The 21,294-nt window shown below is 38.3% G+C and carries 20 protein-coding genes and 1 other annotated feature; of the genes, 6 read left to right on the top strand and 14 right to left on the bottom strand.

All coding sequences use genetic code 11. The features are described 5' to 3' along the window. Positions 1-156 precede the first annotated feature (156 nt). The 6 genes from ACNHOZ_RS00640 to sppA all read right to left on the bottom strand — a co-directional run bounded on the left by ACNHOZ_RS00640 (position 157) and on the right by sppA (position 4,907). Positions 157-1,149, bottom strand: coding sequence for a class I SAM-dependent methyltransferase (locus ACNHOZ_RS00640; protein WP_048019688.1), 993 nt, complete (start codon positions 1,147-1,149; stop codon positions 157-159). A gap of 147 nt (positions 1,150-1,296) precedes the next feature. After that, complete coding sequence (gene tpx, locus ACNHOZ_RS00635) at positions 1,297-1,830, bottom strand: thiol peroxidase (RefSeq protein ID WP_045291207.1); 534 nt, start codon at positions 1,828-1,830, stop codon at positions 1,297-1,299. A 138-nt stretch (positions 1,831-1,968) separates the two neighbouring features. Then, positions 1,969-2,436: a GerW family sporulation protein gene (gene ytfJ / locus ACNHOZ_RS00630; protein WP_028411798.1), complete on the bottom strand. Its 468-nt coding sequence runs from the start codon at positions 2,434-2,436 to the stop codon at positions 1,969-1,971. A gap of 13 nt (positions 2,437-2,449) precedes the next feature. Then, positions 2,450-3,148: a DUF2953 domain-containing protein gene (locus tag ACNHOZ_RS00625; RefSeq protein ID WP_028411799.1), complete on the bottom strand. Its 699-nt coding sequence runs from the start codon at positions 3,146-3,148 to the stop codon at positions 2,450-2,452. Between the two features lie 234 nt (positions 3,149-3,382). Then, positions 3,383-3,886: an RDD family protein gene (locus tag ACNHOZ_RS00620; protein WP_033579607.1), complete on the bottom strand. Its 504-nt coding sequence runs from the start codon at positions 3,884-3,886 to the stop codon at positions 3,383-3,385. Positions 3,887-3,896: 10 nt separating this feature from the next. Further along, the gene (sppA, locus tag ACNHOZ_RS00615; RefSeq protein ID WP_028411801.1) at positions 3,897-4,907 is read right to left on the bottom strand and encodes a signal peptide peptidase SppA; all 1,011 of its coding nucleotides are present in this window, start codon (positions 4,905-4,907) and stop codon (positions 3,897-3,899) included. A 149-nt stretch (positions 4,908-5,056) separates the two neighbouring features. On the opposite strand from sppA, the gene ACNHOZ_RS00610 reads away from it, so the two are divergent. After that, on the top strand, positions 5,057-5,857 hold the full coding sequence (locus tag ACNHOZ_RS00610) for an NAD kinase (RefSeq protein WP_048019687.1): 801 nt from the start codon (positions 5,057-5,059) through the stop codon (positions 5,855-5,857). A 23-nt stretch (positions 5,858-5,880) separates the two neighbouring features. On the opposite strand, the gene ACNHOZ_RS00605 is transcribed toward ACNHOZ_RS00610, so the two are convergent. The 4 genes from ACNHOZ_RS00605 to ACNHOZ_RS00590 all read right to left on the bottom strand — a co-directional run bounded on the left by ACNHOZ_RS00605 (position 5,881) and on the right by ACNHOZ_RS00590 (position 10,234). Continuing rightward, entirely contained in the window at positions 5,881-7,473 is a 1,593-nt protein-coding gene (locus ACNHOZ_RS00605; protein WP_048019686.1) for an amidohydrolase, read from the bottom strand. Positions 7,474-7,596: 123 nt separating this feature from the next. Continuing rightward, complete coding sequence (locus ACNHOZ_RS00600; RefSeq protein WP_013059477.1) at positions 7,597-7,785, bottom strand: alpha/beta-type small acid-soluble spore protein; 189 nt, start codon at positions 7,783-7,785, stop codon at positions 7,597-7,599. Between the two features lie 88 nt (positions 7,786-7,873). Further along, a complete protein-coding gene (gene thiI, locus ACNHOZ_RS00595; RefSeq protein WP_014458016.1) occupies positions 7,874-9,085 on the bottom strand; it encodes a tRNA uracil 4-sulfurtransferase ThiI in 1,212 nt (403 codons plus the stop codon). 6 nt (positions 9,086-9,091) lie between these two features. After that, positions 9,092-10,234, bottom strand: coding sequence for a cysteine desulfurase family protein (locus ACNHOZ_RS00590; RefSeq protein ID WP_014458015.1), 1,143 nt, complete (start codon positions 10,232-10,234; stop codon positions 9,092-9,094). A 222-nt stretch (positions 10,235-10,456) separates the two neighbouring features. On the opposite strand from ACNHOZ_RS00590, the gene brnQ reads away from it, so the two are divergent. Then, positions 10,457-11,812 (top strand): branched-chain amino acid transport system II carrier protein, encoded by a 1,356-nt coding sequence (brnQ, locus tag ACNHOZ_RS00585; protein ID WP_014458014.1) that lies wholly within the window; start codon positions 10,457-10,459, stop codon positions 11,810-11,812. Positions 11,813-11,842: 30 nt separating this feature from the next. Here the strand turns inward: brnQ and ezrA are convergent, their stop codons facing one another. Continuing rightward, positions 11,843-13,534, bottom strand: coding sequence for a septation ring formation regulator EzrA (gene ezrA, locus ACNHOZ_RS00580; protein ID WP_013059480.1), 1,692 nt, complete (start codon positions 13,532-13,534; stop codon positions 11,843-11,845). Positions 13,535-13,747: 213 nt separating this feature from the next. Between ezrA and hisJ the strand changes: the two genes are divergently transcribed. Next, positions 13,748-14,542, top strand: coding sequence for a histidinol-phosphatase HisJ (hisJ, locus tag ACNHOZ_RS00575; protein WP_048019685.1), 795 nt, complete (start codon positions 13,748-13,750; stop codon positions 14,540-14,542). On the opposite strand, the gene refZ is transcribed toward hisJ, so the two are convergent. After that, a complete protein-coding gene (gene refZ / locus ACNHOZ_RS00570; protein ID WP_014458012.1) occupies positions 14,534-15,181 on the bottom strand; it encodes a forespore capture DNA-binding protein RefZ in 648 nt (215 codons plus the stop codon). The two genes, hisJ and refZ, sit on opposite strands and share 9 nt — an antisense overlap. Positions 15,182-15,398: 217 nt before the next feature. Here refZ and ACNHOZ_RS00565 point away from each other — a divergent pair, with 217 nt between their 5' ends. Beyond that, complete coding sequence (locus tag ACNHOZ_RS00565; protein WP_014458011.1) at positions 15,399-15,878, top strand: GAF domain-containing protein; 480 nt, start codon at positions 15,399-15,401, stop codon at positions 15,876-15,878. Between the two features lie 415 nt (positions 15,879-16,293). Continuing rightward, a complete protein-coding gene (rpsD, locus tag ACNHOZ_RS00560; protein ID WP_013059485.1) occupies positions 16,294-16,896 on the top strand; it encodes a 30S ribosomal protein S4 in 603 nt (200 codons plus the stop codon). Between the two features lie 72 nt (positions 16,897-16,968). Here rpsD and tyrS read toward each other — a convergent pair whose 3' ends face one another. Together tyrS and acsA are read right to left on the bottom strand one after the other, a co-directional pair. After that, positions 16,969-18,228: a tyrosine--tRNA ligase gene (gene tyrS, locus ACNHOZ_RS00555; RefSeq protein WP_028411808.1), complete on the bottom strand. Its 1,260-nt coding sequence runs from the start codon at positions 18,226-18,228 to the stop codon at positions 16,969-16,971. A 73-nt stretch (positions 18,229-18,301) separates the two neighbouring features. Further along, positions 18,302-18,512 (bottom strand) — a binding site (T-box leader). Between the two features lie 139 nt (positions 18,513-18,651). Continuing rightward, entirely contained in the window at positions 18,652-20,367 is a 1,716-nt protein-coding gene (gene acsA, locus ACNHOZ_RS00550) for an acetate--CoA ligase (RefSeq protein ID WP_028411809.1), read from the bottom strand. A 284-nt stretch (positions 20,368-20,651) separates the two neighbouring features. On the opposite strand from acsA, the gene ACNHOZ_RS00545 reads away from it, so the two are divergent. Continuing rightward, a complete protein-coding gene (locus ACNHOZ_RS00545; protein ID WP_048019684.1) occupies positions 20,652-21,284 on the top strand; it encodes a hypothetical protein in 633 nt (210 codons plus the stop codon). The last annotated feature ends 10 nt before the right edge of the window (positions 21,285-21,294 follow it).

Genomic DNA, 21,294 nt, shown 5'->3' with positions numbered 1-21,294 from the left:
ATAACGAACAGAACATAAAAGTGTAATCTCTACAATATTCTATGCATTTCGACACGATTTCTATCCTTATTCATTTAATCATTCACGACAATAGATTTCAAGAGCTATACATCATGAAAACGCTACCGGCAAATATTCATTATTTTCGAAAAAGACTTACTTTTTATTAACGCGAAACCATTGGTCCATTTGAGCCATAATATCACTCATTGCTTCTCGATTACTGAACTTCGGCAAATTCACAAGCAGCGCGTTCTCAGGTGCCGTTACCCCTTCTCCTTGCTTTTGAAGAATGATAATACTCTTAGCAGCCTGCTCTTGTTTGAACATTGAAAGCGGCAGCTGAACGATTCCTTGAACGATTGCTTCCTCTTTTAGCAGCGGCTGTAATAAATGAGACTGTTCAGATTCGAACAAGTTATTTGGAATAAGAGCTACTACGTATCCTCCGTCTTTTACATGGCGCAAGCTTTGTTCAATGAATAAGTGATGAGCATAGGTATGACCTTCTTCAGCTCTTACTTTATACTCTTTTGCCCCTTCATCGTTTGGATAATAACCAACCGGCAGGTCACAGACAACTAAATCAACAGGATCAATAAAAAGCGGCTGTAAGCTGTCTTGATTAAATAATTGAACGCCGTGCTTCTGTAAGTTTGCATTTACATATGTCAGTTGAAGTAATAAATCATCCACATCTACACCGTATACATGTTCAATTGACGCAGCGTGTGTATTTAAAATGGTTGTTAATAAGTTTCCAGCTCCTACTGCTGGATCTAAAAGCGTATACTTATCTTTTCCTTCCATGAATTTTCCAACTAAGTAGCTGACAAATAGTCCTACAGCATCAGGGGTCATTTGGTGGTTAGGCTGAACTGCTTCTTTCATCCCTTTTAAAATAGCTAGCTGATATGCTTTTCGAATCGTTTCTTTTTCAAAATGATCAAGCGTGATTGAATCGTATTCTTTTTTTAAACGTTTTTTGGTTACCTCATCTAGCTCTTCTTGCAAAATAGTTCCTTGAAACAAGTTTTCTCCCGTTTCAGCTACTGCTTCTAAATATACGCAGTTTAGTTCTTTTCTTAAAATAATAGCTGTTTGATCAATTACACCAAATAGCTTTTCCATACTAGCTAATTGACTCATATTCTGCCTCCTGTGTAATGAAATGATATCTATATAAATGAGTAAACGTCCTATTTGGAACATCATATTTTATCATAAAAGCTTCTTAAAACACAAAGAAGGCGAAAAACATTGTTTTCCGCCTTCTGCCGAACGCCATCGACAATCTTACTTAGCTGCTTTAGCTGCTTCGATTGCTGCTTCGTAGTTCGGATGCTCAGTTACTTCTGGTAAGTACTCAACATACGTTACGTTGTCATTTGAGTCTACTACAAAGATTGAACGAGCCAATAAGCGTAATTCTTGAATAGCTACACCATATGCTTCGCCGAAAGATAAGTCGCGGTGGTCAGATAATGTTTGAACATTATCAATGCCATTAGCACCACACCAGCGCTTTTGAGCAAACGGTAAATCTACGCTCACTGTTAATACTTTTACGTTATCTAATTTAGCTGCTTCTTCGTTGAAGCGGCGAGTTTGCGCATCACAAACTCCAGTATCAATAGAAGGAACTACACTGATTAGGCGAACAGAACCCTTTGTACTGTCAAGCGTTACTTCTGATAAATCATTTGCTAAAACGGTAAAGTTTGGCGCCTTGTCTCCAACCTTTACTTGATTTCCTAATAATGTTACATCGTTACCTTTAAATTTAGTCACGAATAATTCCTCCTTTAAATAAGTATGTACACTGTTCATATTAGCTTGTCTGTCTCTATATTGCAATTAAATGACATACATACTATAACGCTATATGCTAGAAAACATGCCCAATAAAAAAAGGCTTTGCTTGCTTCTTTTATCGTTCAAAGAAGCAAGCAAAGCTTTATTTTATCCCTACAAATTAAAATCATTTGCACCGTCATGATGCTGATTTTGTTGATTATGATGATCCTGCTGATGGTTATTTCGCTTGAACATTTGCTGCACGCGTTCAATTGCTTGAGGTGCTGTATCTAAAATCTTTTCATATAAATGTGTACTTTCATTAAGGTGAAGCATTTTAATTCCGCTTCCACTCACAATTAAAAAGGCAATTGGCGTAATTGATACACCGCCACCGCTACCTCCGCCAAATGGATGACCTGATTCTTGCTGATGCTGCCCTGGAGAAGATGGCGCATGCCCTTCTACTCCAAACTCGCTTCCGCCCGCTGCAAAGCCAAAACCTACTTTTGAGACAGTTAAAATAACGCTGCCATCAGGTGTTTCTACGGGATCACCAATGATTGTATTAACATCAATCATTTCCTTTAAATTTTCCATAGCTGTCGACATTAAACTTTTAATTGGATGTTCTGCCATTAAGATAACCTCCTTATGTTTTCACAGAGTGTGTCTTGTTCTTATTTGACGACTTCCATCTTTTGCGACGCTTTTTGGACGTATGCCGCCAGTATCTCAAGGTCCGTAAACCTACTAGAATAGCTTGACCAACTCGAAAAGAAATTATGCACTCAAATACCGTTTCTGACCAAAGATGTTGAAATACAGGAGTAACGCTCATTACAGGCATATCTTTTAGTTTCATATAACGGCTGATTATACCAACTATGCCCCCCTTTGCAGACCATACAGCCCCGGTAAGTACGCCTGTTAACGCAGCATCACCTAAGCCGAAACGGCTGTGCCATTTAATATCCCTTACCGTCACTTTCTGTAAGAAACGACGAAAAATTTTATGAAAACCGACTACCTGTTCAAGGAATTGCTTCGCATTTTCTAACATGCTTAACCCGTCTTCTACAGAATAATCACTCCATGAATTCTCGTCTTCTTTTCCTTGATCACCCATTCCTTTCTTCTTTTCAACAAGCAAACGAGGAGAATCTTTTTTTACTTTCACTACCGGAATTTCATATGTATAGCGAATAAGACCAAACCAAGCCCTGAGTCTCACTCTGTAATAATCGTTATCTCGGACATGATGAAGCTCTACAAATAGCGTGATTTTTGTCCATACAATAAGTACAATAACAATTAAAAGTGCTAGCAATATCCATAAAAGCCATAGCACATCCTTCACTCCTTCTTAGCTTCACATTATCTCCAAAACACAGAATATTAAACCTTATGAAAACAATAAAAAGAGGTTGAGACATAACGAAATGAATCCAATCAGCTGCTAGAAAGATCTACATAAATGAAACCTACGTTTACCCTAACAAAAAAACCGAACCACTAATCAAAAATCTTGATCAATGGTTCGGTTTTCAATTCGTCTAAATACTTTTGCCCCAGCTTCTTTTTATTATCTGCTTATTGTACCTTCATGTATAACGGTTGTATCTGCATAGTAATCATGCGCTCCTTGCTTTTTAGGTAAAAAAGCAACTAACAAATAGCCAAGTAAAAAAACTGTTTTAGAAATATAACGTCCAATTCCTTCACGAAACAGCACAACAGGCCAAGTTAAAGTGGAGTCTTTCAGTGATACTACTTTAAGCCCAAACACCATCTTTCCAAGCGTTTGTCCAAAATACTTGGTCATTAAAACAAAATAACCATAAAAGATAATCACCGTCACAATCGTATAGGGAGAAAAAAATCCATCCCCTTGAGGAATATCTGCTAAATGGAAAATGGGTTTGATCAGCAGGGAGTTCAAGCTAGCTACTACAGCTAGATCCAAAAGATATGCCCAAAAGCGCATCCAAAAGCCTGCATAATGGAATTCACTACCTATTGGAGCACTTACCGCTGGCTCATGTTTTATAGTGTCGTTTGATTCGGTTGAATGAGATTGATTTTCCATGTTCCCACCTCTATTCTGCATATAAATACATCAAGCGCGGAGAGCTTGGCTGCGCAAATGTTTTTAACATTGCGGTAACTTGTTCATCTCCACCAATTACTTTTTGCATGCTCATTGAAAGCCAAGAAGGCAGTCCGAATCCTTGATTGTATTGAATTACTTGTGCACCTTTTAACTTGTAATCTTTCTCCATTCCTTTTACCGTATCTTCAAAATAGCCTAGTTGATCGACCAGCTTCAGCTCTTTAGCCTGACGTCCATCGTACACTCGTCCATCTGCAATAGAACGCACTTTTTCTTTAGACAAGTGGCGTCCCTCAGAGATAACATTGACGAAACCATCATACGAGTTGTCTACAAGTGTTTGCATAATTTCTTTTTCTTCTCCGGTCATTTCTCTTGTTGGAGACATAATATCTTTATGAGCCCCGCTTTTAATAACAACAGATTCTACTCCTAGTTTATCCGCCAGCTTGCCATAGTTAACGCTTTGCATAATTACACCTAGTGAACCTGTTAAAGTGTCAGGGATTGCATAGATTTTAGTAGCAGCTGTTGAAATGTAATAGCCTCCTGAAGCAGCCATTGATCCCATTGAAATATAAACTGGCTTTTTCGTGTCTTTCTTCAGCTCTTCAATTTTTTTATGTATTTCAGCACTTTCAACGACGCCCCCGCCCGGTGAATTCACCTTAATAATGACTCCTTTAACTGCCTTATCATTTTTTGCAGCCTCTAGCTGCTTTAAAAATGCTTGGTGGTTATAACCATTTTGAGACATAAGCGGAGAGGAACCGCTTCCTGTATCTTGAATCGTTCCATTGACCTCTAGTACTGCAATTTTCTTAGCTGCATTCCCTTTTTCGATAACTGTTTCTGATAGTTCACTGTCGTCTCCTCCAAATATGCCTGCCAGACCGTCATCTTTTTCTTCTTTGACTGAAAAACCAACATTAACAATCGCAGAGAAAATGAATAAGCAGGCCGCAATCAAAAGAGCAATCCACCTTTTTTTGTTCATGAAAATCCTCCTTTTTAGGTGTCAGAATTAAAAGATTATTCTTTTAATTTTTAAAGCAATAATGCTATAATTATTGTAACAAACTTTTTTTAAAAAGTTTACTTTATCGCTAATATTTTACATATCAGACAAACAAGGGGGAACTATCTATGCCAAATCGTCGCAACGTTTATTTCTTTCATCCAAAAAACCAGGAAACAAAGACGCTCGTAAGTCCACTTATTGAACTTGCAAAACAATATGATTTTCATGTAGTAGACCATTTCGACAGCGCTAACATCATTGTAAGTATTGGCGGTGACGGAGCTTTCTTGCAGGCTGTCCGTCAATCTGGCTTTCGAGATGACTGCTTATATGCTGGTGTCACAACTTCAGATCAGCTAAGCTTTTACTGCGATTTTCATATTGATGAAACGGATAAAATGATTGAAGCTATTACAACAGAAAATATAGAAGTACGTCGATTTCCCGTTTTACAAACTCAAATTGATCAAGGAACTTCTTTTTATTGCTTAAATGAATGTTCCATTCGATCAGGTGTTATAAAAACATTCAGTCTAGATGTTTTTATTAACGAAAATCACTTTGAAACATTCCGTGGGGATGGGATGATTATTTCAACACCAACAGGCAGTACGGCTTATAATAAATCGGTAAATGGAGCCGTAGTTGATCCGTTAATTCCTTGTATGCAAGTCAGCGAATTAGCATCGTTAAATAATAATAACTATCGTACATTAGGATCTTCATTCATCCTAAGCGCTGAGCATACGCTCACTTTAAAACTATCCAATGACAACAACCACAATCCAATTATTGGAATAGATAACGAAGCATTAAATGCACGTCAAGTTGATCAAGTTCAAATTCGTTTAAGCGACCGTCAAATTAAAACGGTTAAGCTGAAAGATAACTCTTTCTGGCAACGAGTTAAGCGTACATTTCTATAACAAAAAGCGCCCTTGGGCGCTTTTTATTTTTGATATACAATTTCTCCATCAATAGCAGTCATCTGCACCCGTACCCATGGAATATCATCTGCAGGTATCTCAAACAGATCTCTTTCTAATACGGTAAAATCAGCTACATAACCCTTTTGAACGTATCCTTTTTTATGCTCTTGATGAATGGCCTGCGCGCTTCCTAACGTAAACAGCTGAACAGCTTCAAATACAGTCAGTCGCTCAGAAGGTATGTAAACGACCGAGCTGTTTGGAGAAGTTTTTCTTGAAACCGCTGCATGAATCGTTAACATTGGATTGATAGGTTCAATAGGCGCATCCGATCCCCCTGCACACATAACGCCCTCGTCCAATAACGTTTTCCACGCATAGCAATAATCCAAATGCTCTTCTCCAATTTTTTCAATAACCCATGGAAAATCACTGGCTAAAAATCGAGGCTGAATATCCAATACAACAGGAAGATTTTTTACAAGATCAACTAAATCTTTTCGTAAAATCTGCGCATGAATGATACGATCTCTTTGCCCTGTTTGAGGAGGATATTGCTCGATGCTTTCTACTACATATTGAAACGCTAAATCACCAATCGCATGAATTGCAACGGTCATGCCCAATTCTCTCGCTTTCCGCACTAGCTGCTTTAATTCATCTAGTGATTGAATAGCTACACCTCTTGTAGAAGGGTCGCTTTTGTAGGGAAAGCTTAAAAGCGCAGATTGACTGCCAAGCGAACCATCAGCAAAAATCTTCATTGGTCCTATTTCGATAAAATCGGATGTGTCTTTCTTTTCTTCACAGTATGTATACATATCATCTACAACTTCATGATGAACAAGTAAATGAGCACGAAACAGCTGCTTTTCTTTATGAATAACGTCTTGAAATGCTTGATATGTACGCAGAAAGCCTCCATAATAATTTAAATCTTCCGTATGTCCACCCGTTAATCCGTGCCGAACACAATCTTTAATGGCCACTGAAAGCGCTTGTCGAATGTATGCTTCTGATACTTGAGGAATATGAGCCGTTACTAATTCTTGCGCTTGATCAGCCAAAAAACCGGTAGGATTTCCAGCTTCATCCCTCTGGATAATACCTCCTTCCGGATCACGTGTTTCAGCTGTAATTCCGGCTATTTTAAGAGCTGTTCCGTTCGCTACTAATCCGTGACGACAAACTCGCTTCAACATAATAGGATGTTCAGTTGAAAGCTGATCAAGATCTTGATACTGAATCAATGAGGAATCTTCCCACTGATTTTCATCCCAGCCTTCCCCGATCACCCATTCTCCTTTTGGTGTACTCTCTACTTTTTGTCGAACACGCCTCAACACGTCTTCCCGAGAAGTAGCTTGAGACAAATCAAGCCGAAGAAGCTTTTCACCGTGACCAATTAAGTGAAGATGGCTATCTACAAAGCCCGGATACATTGGGTGTCCTTTGAGGTGTACTTCTTTGTCAATCTCAGCACCCCATTTGATTCTTAGATCTTCTTCTGCGCCTATATCTTCAATGAATCCTTTTTCAACATATACGCTTTCTACATGCTCACCTTCTTTTAGCATCGTATATATTTTGCCGCCGTAAAATAAAGTCCCCATCGCCAACATCTCCTTTATTTTATAAAGCTTGATCTTGTCTCTATTATACGTGACAAAACAAACAAGACAAAAGAGTGAGGTTTCCCCCACTCTTTTTAGCCATCATTATTTAATTAATATGACTTATTTACCACCAAGTTGTTGCTCAGCCATTTGAACTAAGCGTTTAGTGATTTCTCCACCAACAGATCCGTTAGCGCGAGCTGTTGCTTCTGGTCCAAGATTTACACCGAATTCAGAAGCGATTTCGTATTTCATTTGGTCGATAGCAGCTGCTGAACCAGGAGCTACTAATTTGTTTGTGTTTGCCATGTGTTTTCACCTCCTTGTTGAATATAGATTGTGTCAAAACACATGGCATCATACATTATTTTTTTGGTAATTTTATGAAATTTTACTTTTAAAACAAATCTTCTACGCTGTCTGCGGTATTTGTAGCCGAAGAAGCTGTCATCTCAAGCGTTTCTACATTATTTACCGCTTCTTGAATTAATGTTTCAAAATCATAAAATTGTTCGTATCGATTTATTTTTTCACGCTTTGGCTTAGTTTTTGGTGAGCTTGGCGTAAAAATGGTACAGCAGTCTTCATACGGACGATTCGAAATTTCATGTGTGTCAATTTTACGGGCAATTTCCACAATCTCCGTTTTATCCATTGTCACAAGCGGACGCAAAATTGGCGTATTCGTCACTTCATTAATCGCATACATGCTCTCAACCGTTTGACTAGCTACTTGCCCTAAGCTGTCGCCAGTTACGATAGCTAACGATTCATTTTTTTCACGAATAAGGTCCGTAATTCGAAGCATCATACGGCGTGTAGAGGTCATGGTATAATTCTCTGGAATTTGCTTTTGAATCGCTTGCTGTACAGCTGTAAACGGTACAATGTGAAGCTTTACTTTTTCGTGATAAGCCGTTAATTTTTGCGTTAAATCAATTACTTTTTGCTTAGAACGTTCACTTGTAAAAGGCGGACTATAAAAATGAACCGCTTCTATTTCTAAACCGCGCTTCATAGCTAAGTATCCTGCAACCGGGCTGTCGATTCCTCCAGAAAGCATGAGCATCGCTTTTCCACTCGTACCAACTGGAAGACCCCCTGCTCCGCGATAATCAAAACATGTAATATACGTTGCTTCACTTCTCACTTCTACTCGTACATTTACGCTTGGCTCTTTTACATTTACTTGTAGATGCTCTGTATTTCGTAGAATATGACTTCCTACTGCATAATTTAATTCGTTTGTATCAAGAGGAAATTGTTTGTACGCTCTTCGAGTAGATACTTTGAACGTTTTTCCTTCTATATCAAATTCTTTCATTGCTTCTAGCGCTGCTTCTTGAATGGCTTCAAGTTCATTTTCAACTTTTAATGCTAAACTAAAACTTTGAATACCAAAGATTTGCTGAAGACGTTCAATGATAGGCTCGTGATTTTCACCATTTAAGTGAATATACATGCGGTCTCTTGTGTATTTTACGTGAATGTTTTGGAATGCACTAAGAGCCGTTACAATATTTTTTCTTAGCTGCGCAACAAATTTTTTTCTATTTTGTCCTTTAGTGGAGATTTCTCCGTATCGAATTAAAATATGGTTATATATCATAGTTATTTACCTCATTACTTTCTTTAGATCTTCAATTACTGTGAAAATAGCATTTATAATGGGCGTTACTTCATTATAGTCATTTAATCCTGACAAGCTCAAACGAATGGACTGATCGGCTTCTTCGTAATTTTTACCGATAGCTAAAAGCGTTTTACTTGGCTTTTTTCGTTTTGATGAGCAGGCAGATGTAGTTGATACAAACACTCCTTTTTCTTCAAGAGCGTGAACAAAAACCTCACCTTTAATACCTTGCGCTGTAAAATTTATAATATGGGGAGCTGAATGCTCATTCGGCGTATTAATCGTGATTCTTTCGTGAGCAGAAAGTTTGTCCATCAGTTCTGCTTTTATTTTCTGCATTTTTTGCTGATTCTGAGCTGCATGTTCAAGTGTTAAACGAAGTGCTTTAGCAAATGCTACGATTCCCGGAACATTTTCCGTGCCTGATCGATGCTGCATTTCCTGAGAGCCTCCGCTAAGCAACGGATGAAGCTGAACTCCATTTCGTTTATATAAAATTCCCGTTCCTTTTAAGCCGTGAATTTTGTGTCCTGATAATGTGCATAAATCAATTTTATGATTTGCTAAAGAAAGCGGAACTTTTCCAACCCCCTGCACATGATCGACATGAAAAAGCACCTTCGAATAGTTCGTGAGCATCTGTCCAATTTCTTCAATTGGCTGAATGGTGCCAATTTCATTATTTACATGCATAACAGATACTAAAATGGTTTCATCCGTAATAGCTGATTCAATAGCCGCAGGTGACACAAATCCACTTGAATCTACCGGAACATACGTAACGTTAAATCCTAGTGCTTCTAACTGCTTAAATGGTTCATGAACGGAATCATGTTCAATATTTGTCGTAATGATATGCTGACCTCGGCTTTTATATTGCATCGCTACGCCTTTAATAGCCAAATTATTCCCTTCTGTTCCTCCTGATGTAAAGATAATTTCATTTGACGATACGTGCAGCAATTCTGCTACTTGCTCACGTGAACGGCTCAACAAATTCTCCGCCTGTACGCCAAATTGATGGAGGGACGATGGATTGCCATAATAAGTTGTAGCTACTTTGGTAAAAGATTGTATGACTTCATTATAGGGTTTTGTTGTAGCGCTATTATCTAAATAAATCAAGGATGCGCGCCCCCTTCTTCATTTTTTCGGAACAACGTATTATCATACCACACCTTGGTATTTTTTTAAATTAGGCGTTCCTTTTATTATTAATAAACTATTTAGATTTTTTCAAAAAACCCTATATATGATTCCATAAATGTGGTAGTATGTATCACGTACTTTTAGTTTTTAAAAAATCAGAAAATTTAATCATCAACATAAGAAACACTAGGAGGCATTATGAAAACCAAAGCACTCACTAACAAAGAAATACTTGCCATCGGTCTTATGCTGTTTGCTCTCTTTTTCGGAGCGGGAAATATGATTTTCCCTCCTTTGCTCGGACAGCAAGCCGGAACACACACTTGGAGTTCCATTATCGGTTTTCTCATTACAGGTGTAGGACTTCCGCTTATGGGGATAATCGCTGTTTCTAAAAGTAATGGAAACTTTACCGAAGTAGCTAAAAAAGTTCACCCTATTTTCGGGATTTCTTTTACTATATTGCTTTACTTAGCAATTGGCCCTTTTTTTGGTATACCCAGAACGGATACGGTAGCGTTTGAAATCGGTGTGACCCCATTTTTATCAGAAAATGCGGTTGCAAGCAAGATTCCTTTAATGGTCTATACCGTTATTTTCTTTGGCCTAACACTTTATTTATCATTGAATCCAACTAAAATTGTTGATCGCATAGGAAAAATTCTAACTCCTTTACTGCTCGCAGTATTAGCTCTTTTAGCTATCAAAAGTTTAATGACACCTATGGGTTCTTTTCAAGAACCTCACGCCAAATATATAGCCTCTCCATTTACGGGCGGCTTTATTGATGGATATTTGACAATGGATACAATTGCAGCTCTCGTATTTGGCATCGTTGTTATCAACAGTATTAAGGAAAAAGGCGTAACGGACGAACGAACACTTGCTTCGGTATGTATCAAAGCCGGGTTGATTGCTGCTGCTGGGTTAGCTATCGTTTATCTTTCTCTCGCGTATGTCGGCGCTTCAAGCGTAGAAGCAATTGGTATGAAAGAAAATGGAGGAGCTATTTTAACAGCTGTAGCTACAACATTATTCGGTTCGTTTGGCACCATTATTTTAGGACTCGCTATTACATTTGCTTGTCTAACGACAGCCATCGGATTAACTTCTGCTTGCGCACGATTTTTCACGCAGCTGGTGCCAAGCATGTCATATAAAACATTTGTTGTCATTTTAATGCTGTTTAGTGCTGTTATTTCAAATGTAGGGCTTACTCAATTAATTTCTATTTCCATACCTATTTTGACCTTTGTATACCCTATTGCCATTACGCTAATTGCTTTATCATTAATTGAAAGAGCCATTTCGTTTGGTCGAGAAGTATATGTGACAGCCGTAATCATTAGCTCGATTCTGAGCATTTTTGACGGGTTAAAAGCAGCAGGAATTATCCTAACAAGCATAGACAATTTTTTCAAAAACTATTTGCCGCTTTATAGCCAAGGCCTTGGCTGGCTTATTCCAACAGTTGCTGCTGCCTTCATAGGCTATATTATTAGTATTGCAAGAGGTACACATCACACAGATAGTATACAAAGAAAAGCGTCATAAAAAAGCTCGTGTCCTTTGGACACGAGCTTTTTAACTCTGTGAAGATACAATACGCTGTATACGATCCAGCGCACCAGGATCTACTTGCTCAATAGCTGCAGATGCCTGTTTTAATGCTTCTTTGTATTCGTAATGACGAAACGCTTCTTCTGCTTCTTCTAAAGACTGTGCAATCGAGTGATGAGTACTTCTATAACGGTTACCGTATTGAATCACTCTTTCAACGAGTCGCGCCTCTTCTAACATTGCCTCTGTTTCATCAAATGTATCCTGAACAAAACCAACAGCATCTTCAAGTAAAGATTGAACAGCTTGAATATTAAGCGGTTTTTCTTTCAGCTTAGCGGTTACTTCATTTAAGATATGAACCGTTTTTTCAAGCTGCACTTTGTATTCTTCAGGAACACCGGGAAGGTTGCTTTTTTGAATAAGGCGTCTTGCTTCAATCAACTGAGATTTCAGTTCTTCTATTTTGTCCTTAGCCGAGAGCTCATCTTTGCGAAGAGCTTGTAGCATATCGCTATAGGATTCCTGAGATTCTTTTAATTGGTTAAGCTGTTTGGAAACGTCTTCGAGTTCTTCTTGGATCACACTGTAGGCTAAATTGTGCTCCGCCACCTTGTCCGAAATATTATAGTACAAGTTAGTCAATCGTTTTAGTTCGCGGTCCATTTTATAATATACGTCTAAATCGCGCTCTTTAAAATGATAGCTCTGCTGTACAAATAGCGTTTCTTCACGAAGTTCACGGTTTCGTTCTTGAAGCATACGAAGGAAGTTAGATACCGTATGAGATTCACGGTTCATTTTATGATAGGAGAAAACCTCATGCTCAAGTGAGTCATATAACTGCTCTAAGCGTTCGTTCACATCATCTAGTTTTGTAATCGCTTCTTCCACATATAATTCTTCAATATCTGCAATAATTTCAGCAGTTTCTTGTTTTAAAAGCTCTACCGTTTCTTCTACTTGCAGATGATCTAACACATATCCCTGCTCACTCATTTCGCGGAACCCGTCAAGCAGTTCATTGAACTGAACAGGAAGAGTGGTCTGACACTCAACTAACACTTTTGGAATTTGTTCTAAATACGAATCAATAGCTGTTAAATCAGTTTTTAATTGAAGAACAATCTCACGTGCTTGAAGATAGTTTCCGTTAATCGTCTCTTCCTCGTATTTTTTAAACTGCTCTTTAGATGTATTAATTGCGTATTCTAACGTTTTTTCAGCATTTCCATAGGAATACCGATGTGCGAGCAATTTTTTCTTCACGTGGCGGTGAAGCTGATTTAATTCCTCAATATCATATCGATTATCTTGTTCGCTACCAATTAAATTTTGAAGTTCAGTAAGTATGTTTTCAATATCTATCTTGGTTTGTTCTAAGGCTTGATCAATATGTATAGATAACTGCTTCGCTTTTTTAAACCGGTATTTATCTGCTGCTTCTTCCGTTTCAAACAGTTCTTTATCAATTTTCGGGAGATTAGTTGATATAATTTCATCCCACTGCTCACGCCAACGTTCAAATAGCTCTTCAGTTTGACCTGTCATGTTCAATTCTTTTACTTTTGAAATTTCCTCTGCAACTGGCGTATTTGCTAATTCGACTTTGATCGTTTCCAGGCGATCAATTTCTTGATAAATCTTTTTACGTGAAAACATTCCGTACACAACTAATCCGATAATAAGTATGATTAGTGCTATAATGAATTCCATACTAAGCCCCCTTACAGTGCGTTCTACATGACAAGTTTCTTATTTATAAAAAGGGTGAATTTAATCCTTTAAATTTTTTTGCGTCAATGTTTTTATGATACCATGTAAAGTCCAACTTTTGAGCAAAAAATTAAATTTTTTTATACAAAATATTGGCATGGAGTCACTTTGTGTCGTTACAATGGAAAAAGAAGAAAAAAGGAGGCATTTTTTATGAAAGTTGACAAACATATTCATACTCCATTTTGCCCACACGGTTCACCTGATTCATTGCAACAATATGTTGAACAGGCGATTTCCCTGAACTTTGGCGAGATTTCGTTTACAGAGCATGCTCCATTACCAAAAAGCTTCAGTGATCCGACGCCTGATCGCGACAGCGGAATGGATCCTGACAAACTTGATCGCTACATTCAAAACGTACAGCAAGTTAAAAAAGAATTTGAGCGCGATATTCGTATCAATGTCGGATTGGAAGTTGACTTTATTGAAGGATTTGAACAAGAAACAACAGATTTCTTAAACGAGTATGGTCCTTGTCTCGATGACAGCATCCTTTCTGTCCATTTCTTAAAACATGAAGAAGGATATGACTGCCTGGATTTTAGCGCTGACGTATTTGCACATATTGTACAGAAGTTTGGCAGCGTAAGCAAAGTATATGATAAGTATTACAACACGGTATTACGCTCTGTACAGGCCAATTTAGGCGTTTATAAGCCCAAGCGCATTGGTCATATGACACTCGTACATAAATTTCAAACTCGCTTTCCATATGAAGACACACTTTCCCCTATTATTTTATCAATACTCGATGAAATAAAAATGAAAGATCTGGCGTTGGATTATAATGGTGCAGGGTTGTTTAAACCTTTGTGCAAGGAAGCGTATCCAGCTCCCTTTGTCGTAAAGGCAGCCCAACAGAAAAAAATCCCTCTCGTATATGGGTCAGACGCCCACTGTGCGAAGGATTTAGGCCAAGGCTATAGAGAGCTTCATTTAAGATAATTGAACGCGAAGTTTGTTTGTCCGTTCATATGGCAAACATACCGTTGTGTGCACCCATCGCTCAAGCTCAATCGCATATTGCTGAACAAAATACGGTTCGTGAGGCAATATATGAAGAACTTCACTTAGGTACTGAGGATGAAGATAAGGCATAGACAGCATGCCCTTAAGCTCAATGATTGTAAAGGAAACGTGCAGCTTTCGAAACTCCTTTTCTTTCATCCCTCTTTCAAGGATTGTTTTTAAGTAGTATTTTTCCTTGGTTAAATACGTAGTCATAACTTCTCGAATTAAAATCGTGTCAAGAGAGATTTCTCTATATACGAGCCGGGCAATATGCCTATTTTCGTGCTGGTAATGTAAGATAGCTCGAATCATTACGATCATACTTTCTGTTGAAGACAGCTTTTTCATTTCTTGAAATGCTTGCTCCAACACCCCAATATAACCTTCAAAATAAGAAATCACTAAACTTTCAAGCAATCCTTCTTTGCTATGAAAATAATATGAAATATTCGCTACGTTCACTTTCGCTTTTCCTGCAATCTCGCGCACCGACGTACCATCAAAACCTTTTACGTTAAAAAGAGAAACGGCCGCATCAATAATTTTCTCTTTCGTTTTTGACTGTACAGCCATCTATCTACACCTCATTTCGATTTATTTTTACAAAACACATATGATTGCAAAATTGTGTAGAAATCGTTACAGTATTTAAAAAGGATTTTAGTAGCCTCTCTACATAATTCGTGATAGGCTTTTTAGTTCCTGTAATCTTTTATCGACAAAGTAGCGTTAAAACTGACGTTTCCTGATAAAAATTCATTAAATCTTATGTTGAATGGAGGAGAATACATTGTTTAATGTCGAAAACTACAGCGGCTCAAAACAAAAGGATTATGAATTAGTAATTAAGCAATTACGCGCCTTATTAGAAGGAGAAAGCAATACGATTGCTAATCTAGCAAATGCTTCAGCTTTGCTAAATCAATTTTTAAATGAAGTAAACTGGGTAGGTTTTTATTTAATGGAAGACGGGGAGTTAGTGCTTGGACCTTTCCAGGGACTGCCGGCTTGCGTTCGTATTCCACTTGGAAAAGGCGTATGCGGTACAGCAGCTCAAAATCAAAAAACAGAGCGAATTGAAGATGTTCACGCCTTCCCTGGCCACATTGCATGTGATGCCGCTTCTCAATCTGAAATCGTTGTACCAATTGTAAAAGACGGTCAGCTTTTAGGTGTTCTTGATATTGACAGTCCAATCAAAAATCGCTTTGATGAAATCGATCAACAGTATCTTGAAGAATTCGTCAAAGAACTCACTTCTTTTCTTTAAATATGAATAAGCAAAAAAACCGCTGCAAATCAGCGGTTTTTGCTTATTAAACAAACGTTTGATTAGCCATCACCACCGTTTTCTTACGTTCTTTCTTCTCTTTTCATACTTCAAATGAATATATCCTTTCTTTTACAATCTTTTAATCTTCAATCTTCCTTGACTTTATACGAGGAAACACCTATAATACTCGTTGTGTGAAATATTGCAGCTTATACAATCTTCTTTATGTTTTTTCATTTTGTTCCTCATTAAAAGGTTGTTTTACAGAAGTAGCAATTCTTTTAAAAAGATGGTGTATCGTGTAACTCTCTGCTGCTAGAGCGATGGTACATGAAAACAAAATGAGCATATCGCTAGAATGTGTCTGTTTTTGTTTTGCATAAAATAAAAACACAAACAAGGAGGAGTCATCATGGCTCGTTATACAGGTCCAAGTTGGAAAATCTCTCGTCGCTTAGGTCTTTCTCTAAGTGGTACAGGTAAAGAATTAGAAAAACGCCCTTACGCTCCAGGTCCACACGGCCCAGGTCAACGTAAGAAAATTTCTGAGTACGGTTTACAATTACAAGAAAAGCAAAAATTACGCCACATGTATGGTGTAACTGAGCGTCAATTCCGTAACTTATTCGTTGCTGCTGGTAAATTAACTGGTAAGCACGGTGAGAACTTCATGATTCTTTTAGAAGCTCGTCTTGATAACTTAGTATACCGTATGGGTCTTGCACGCACTCGTCGTCAAGCTCGTCAATTAGTTAACCACGGTCACGTTTTAGTTGACGGTAAACGCGTTGACATCCCATCTTACCGTGTACAACCTGGTCAAGTGATCGGTGTTCGCGAAAAATCTCGCAACCTTTCAATCGTGAAAGAAGCGCTTGAAGTTAACAACTTCGTACCAGACTACTTAACAGTAGACGCTGAGAAATTAGAAGGTACATTCACTCGCTTACCTGAGCGTTCTGAATTATCTGCTGAAATCAACGAAGCACTAATCGTAGAGTTCTACTCTCGTTAATAGTAAAAAGCCGTTCCCTATGGAGCGGCTTTTTTACTGTCTTTATACAAAAAAAGGCCTTTCGGCCTTTTTTTATGCGTATTGAATAAGCGTATATTTTTTCTTGCCTCGACGAATTACTGTAAATTGACCTTCAATACGGTCTTCTGCTCCTACTGTTTTTTGCAAATCTTGCTCACGCTCACCGTTTAAGTAAATCGCACCGTTTGAAATATCTTCACGCGCTTGACGTTTAGAAGGAGAGATTTTACTTTCTACAAGTAAATCGATTAAACCAATATCTTCACCTGTATGCGTGTAAGAAGGAACATCCTTGAATCCTTGCTTAATTTCTTCTGCTGTTAACTCTGAAATACTTCCGTTAAATAAAGCTTGCGAAATACGAATGGCTTGCTCAAGAGCTTCTTCACCGTGTACAAGCGTAGTCATCGCCGCTGCTAGTGCTTTTTGTGCTTCGCGTTTTTCAGGCGCTTCTTTTGCAGATGCTGCTAATTCATTAATTTCTTCATGTGATAAGAATGTAAAGTATTTTAAATATTTTATAACATCACGATCATCTGTATTAATCCAGAACTGGTAGAATTCATACGGACTTGTTTTTTCAGCGTCTAACCAAATTGCTCCGCCTTCTGTTTTACCGAACTTCGTGCCGTCTGCTTTTGTTACAAGCGGAACTGTTAATCCAAATGCTTTTGCATCTTCTTCTGATTTACGAATTAATTCTAAGCCAGCTGTAATATTTCCCCATTGGTCGCTGCCGCCAATTTGAAGCTTACAGTTATACGTTTGGTATAAGTTCAAGAAATCATATGATTGTAAAATCATGTAGCTGAATTCCGTAAATGAGATGCCTGATTCGATACGAGATTGAACAGAATCCTTTGCCATCATGTAGTTAATACCAAAGTTTTTACCGATATCTCGTAGGAATGTAATAACATCTAACGTGCCAATCCAGTCATAGTTATTCGCAATAACCGCTGCATTTTCACCTTCTTCAAAATCTAAGAAGCGTGAAAGCTGACCTTTAATACGCTCACTAAACATAGCAACCGTTTCTTTTTCATTTAACGTACGCTCTGCTTTTTTACCGCTTGGATCTCCAATAAGACCCGTACCTCCACCAACTAATGCAATCGGTTGGTGTCCAGCTTGTTGAAAGCGACGCAAAATTAAAACAGGAAGCATGTGGCCGATGTGAAGGCTGTCGGCTGTTGGATCGAATCCACAGTACAAACGAACAGACTCTTTACTCAAAAGTTCATTTAAACCTTTTTCATCCGTTTGTTGATTAATGAGCCCTCGAAACTCAAGATCTTGTAAAATATCCATGTTATATTCTCTCCTTTATCTAATTGCTCGTTACAATTTGTTGAACAACATAAAAAACGCCCCTTCTTAAAAAAGAAGGGACGAAAATATCGCGGTACCACCCTATTTGGAAATAAATTATTTCCCACTTAAATGATGTAACGGTCTACCCGTCTTTTGCTACTGTAAGTTCACAAAAGATGCTCAAGGACGTATTTCATATTTGTCTATGTACTGATTTTCAGCAACCATCAGCTCTCTTAAACAGGGAGACAAGTATTACTTCTTCCTATCACTGCAGTTTATTTTATTTAAAAGTTTACACCCCACAATTATGAATGATTTCATTTTAAAATTCAAGTCCAAAAAAAAGTTCAAACAGCTGGCTGTTTGAACTTTATAAAAATCACTTATTTTCCATACAAAGATTGAAACGTTTACTCCTTAGTCTTCCATCGTCGACAAATCGCCCGTTGGCAAATCTAATTCCCACGCTTTTAAAACGCGACGCATAATTTTACCGCTTCGTGTTTTAGGTAGCTTATCTTTAAACTCGATTTCACGTGGAGCTGCATGAGCAGCTAACCCTTTTTTCACAAATTGACGAATATCTTCAATCAGTTCATCTGAAGATTCATACCCATCTCTAAGTGCGATAAACGCTTTAATAATTTCCCCACGCACAGGATCAGGCTTACCAATGACACCCGCTTCTGCTACAGCAGGGTGTTCAACAAGCTTACTTTCTACTTCAAATGGACCAACTCGTTCTCCTGCGGTCATAATAACGTCATCAATTCGGCCTTGGAACCAAAAATAACCGTCTTCATCCATATACGCGGAATCACCTGATACGTACCAGTCGCCTGGCATAAAGTATGACTCATACTTTTCCTTGTTGTTCCAAATTGCATGCATCATAGATGGCCAGCCTTTTTTAATTGCTAAGTTACCCATTCGATAAGGTGGAAGCTCTTGTCCTTGATCGTCAACGATTGCTGCTTGTACACCCGGAATAGGTTTTCCCATAGATCCTGGTTTAATTTTCATAGACGGGTAATTACAAATCGTCTGACCTCCAGTTTCAGTCATCCACCACGTGTCATGAATACGTTTTTGGAAAACCTTCATTCCCCAGCGTACCACTTCAGGATTTAATGGTTCTCCCACGCTTAATACATGTCTGAGGCTGCTTAAATCATAGCGTTTAACTAAGTCATCTCCAGCACCCATTAGCATACGAAATGCTGTAGGCGCACTGTACCAAACCGTTACGCCAAAATCTTCAAGTGCTTGATACCATGCATCTGGACTAAAGCGTCCTCCTACAATCACATTTGTTGCTCCAGCAAGCCAAGGACCAAAAATTCCGTAGGAAGTTCCCGTTACCCAACCCGGATCTGCTGTACACCAATACACATCGTCATCTTTTAAGTCGAGCACCCACTTAGCAGTTTGATAATGCTGAAGCATTGCATTATGAACGTGAAGCACCCCTTTTGGTTTTCCAGTTGAACCTGATGTATAATGAAGCAGCATACCATCTGTTCTATCTACCCACTCAATCTCCACCTCTTTATTCGCCGCTTCTAATCGCTTCAGAAAATCTAGTTGAATGCCTTCTTCTGCTACATTTTCCCCTACAAGGAGAATGTGTTTTAAAGCTGGCAAATCCTTCACCGGAACGCGGCTCAGCAGTTCAGGCGTTGTAATTAACACTTTTGCATCACTGTCTTGCAAACGATCTTTTACTGCACCTTCCATGAATGCTTCAAACAAAGGCCCAACAATAGCGCCAAGCTTCACCGCGCCTAACAATGCAAAATAAAGTTCCGGAGAGCGAGGCATAAAGATAAACACACGATCTCCCTTCTCTACGTCTGCTTGTTTTAGCACGTTTGCGGCTTTGTTTGACCATTCTTTCATTTCTTTGAATGTATATTTTTCATTGCGCTGCGCATCTCGATAATAAAGCGCAACTTTATTTTTACGCGTAGAGTTTGCGTGCTTATCAATTGCTTCATAAGCTGCATTTAATTTACCTGTTTCATGCCATGAAAATTCCTTCTCCACTTGTGACCAGTCAAAGGTTTGATACGTTTTATCGTAGTCCTGTAAGTTGTATACCCCTTCAATTACAGGAAGCGCTTCCACCTTCATCACAAACTCCCCCTTATGTATAAAATTTACAAACCTATTATATAACAAAAATAGACTTTTCACAATTTTATAAAAATTATTTGTCGGAATTGGGATAATAGTCTCCCTTGTTATATGACAACCTTTGTTATATAAGTGTCGAATTAACAAGAATCTCTTTTAATTTCCTATTCTATGTTTTTGAAAAAACTCCTTTTCTTTTATTTAATTTTTTGAAAACGCTTTAATGTAGAGTTTTTTTTGTATTATAATACAGATAAGACTGCTTGAAGGTGGTGATTCATGTGAAACATTCCCAAACATACAATATGAAAGAACTAAAAACAGCGGTTGGAGCAATTGTTATTGAAGGACCTGTCTCCTCACAAACCTTGCAACAACTTGATTTTCATGAGCAACTAACGGCCTTTCGTCCACCTGAACAGCAAAAAGAAGCATTGATCGAGATTGCCAACTTGCCTGAAGGTAGAATCATTATTGCTCGTCATCATCATACAATCATTGGTTATGTCACCTTTTTATATCCCGATCCTCTAGAACGATGGTCGGAAGGAAATATGGAGAATTTAATCGAATTAGGAGCTATAGAGGTAGCTGCCCCGTTTCGCAGCTACTCTGTTGGCAAAAACTTGCTTATCGTATCTATGATGGATGATGCAATGGAAGATTATATTGTCATTACGACAGAATACTACTGGCATTGGGATTTAAAAGGAACAGGGCTAAATGTGTGGGATTACCGCAAGATTATGGAGAAAATGATGAATAAAGGCGGACTGACGTGGTTTGCCACAGATGATCCGGAGATTAGCTCCCACCCTGCTAATTGTTTGATGGTAAGAATCGGGAGCAGAGTCCCTCAAGAAAGCATACAAGAATTTGATAGCCTGCGCTTTCGAAATCGCTTTATGTATTGAGCTGACCTTT

The organism is Priestia sp. D51 (assembly GCF_053345675.1).
Note: the sequence above shows the minus strand (reverse complement) of the source record. Positions and strands in the feature narration are given on the sequence as shown.

Bases quoted from the DNA above. Each gene is read 5' to 3' on its own strand.
- ACNHOZ_RS00640 (WP_048019688.1), bottom strand. From the start codon at position 1,149: ATGAGTCAATTAGCTAGTATGGAAAAGCTATTTGGTGTAATTGATCAA.
- tpx (WP_045291207.1), bottom strand. From the start codon at position 1,830: ATGAACAGTGTACATACTTATTTAAAGGAGGAATTATTCGTGACTAAA.
- ytfJ (WP_028411798.1), bottom strand. From the start codon at position 2,436: ATGGCAGAACATCCAATTAAAAGTTTAATGTCGACAGCTATGGAAAAT.
- ACNHOZ_RS00620 (WP_033579607.1), bottom strand. From the start codon at position 3,886: ATGGAAAATCAATCTCATTCAACCGAATCAAACGACACTATAAAACAT.
- sppA (WP_028411801.1), bottom strand. From the start codon at position 4,907: ATGAACAAAAAAAGGTGGATTGCTCTTTTGATTGCGGCCTGCTTATTC.
- ACNHOZ_RS00610 (WP_048019687.1), top strand. From the start codon at position 5,057: ATGCCAAATCGTCGCAACGTTTATTTCTTTCATCCAAAAAACCAGGAA.
- ACNHOZ_RS00605 (WP_048019686.1), bottom strand. From the start codon at position 7,473: ATGGGGACTTTATTTTACGGCGGCAAAATATATACGATGCTAAAAGAA.
- ACNHOZ_RS00600 (WP_013059477.1), bottom strand. From the start codon at position 7,785: ATGGCAAACACAAACAAATTAGTAGCTCCTGGTTCAGCAGCTGCTATC.
- thiI (WP_014458016.1), bottom strand. From the start codon at position 9,085: ATGATATATAACCATATTTTAATTCGATACGGAGAAATCTCCACTAAA.
- brnQ (WP_014458014.1), top strand. From the start codon at position 10,457: ATGAAAACCAAAGCACTCACTAACAAAGAAATACTTGCCATCGGTCTT.
- ezrA (WP_013059480.1), bottom strand. From the start codon at position 13,534: ATGGAATTCATTATAGCACTAATCATACTTATTATCGGATTAGTTGTG.
- hisJ (WP_048019685.1), top strand. From the start codon at position 13,748: ATGAAAGTTGACAAACATATTCATACTCCATTTTGCCCACACGGTTCA.
- refZ (WP_014458012.1), bottom strand. From the start codon at position 15,181: ATGGCTGTACAGTCAAAAACGAAAGAGAAAATTATTGATGCGGCCGTT.
- rpsD (WP_013059485.1), top strand. From the start codon at position 16,294: ATGGCTCGTTATACAGGTCCAAGTTGGAAAATCTCTCGTCGCTTAGGT.
- tyrS (WP_028411808.1), bottom strand. From the start codon at position 18,228: ATGGATATTTTACAAGATCTTGAGTTTCGAGGGCTCATTAATCAACAA.
- acsA (WP_028411809.1), bottom strand. From the start codon at position 20,367: ATGAAGGTGGAAGCGCTTCCTGTAATTGAAGGGGTATACAACTTACAG.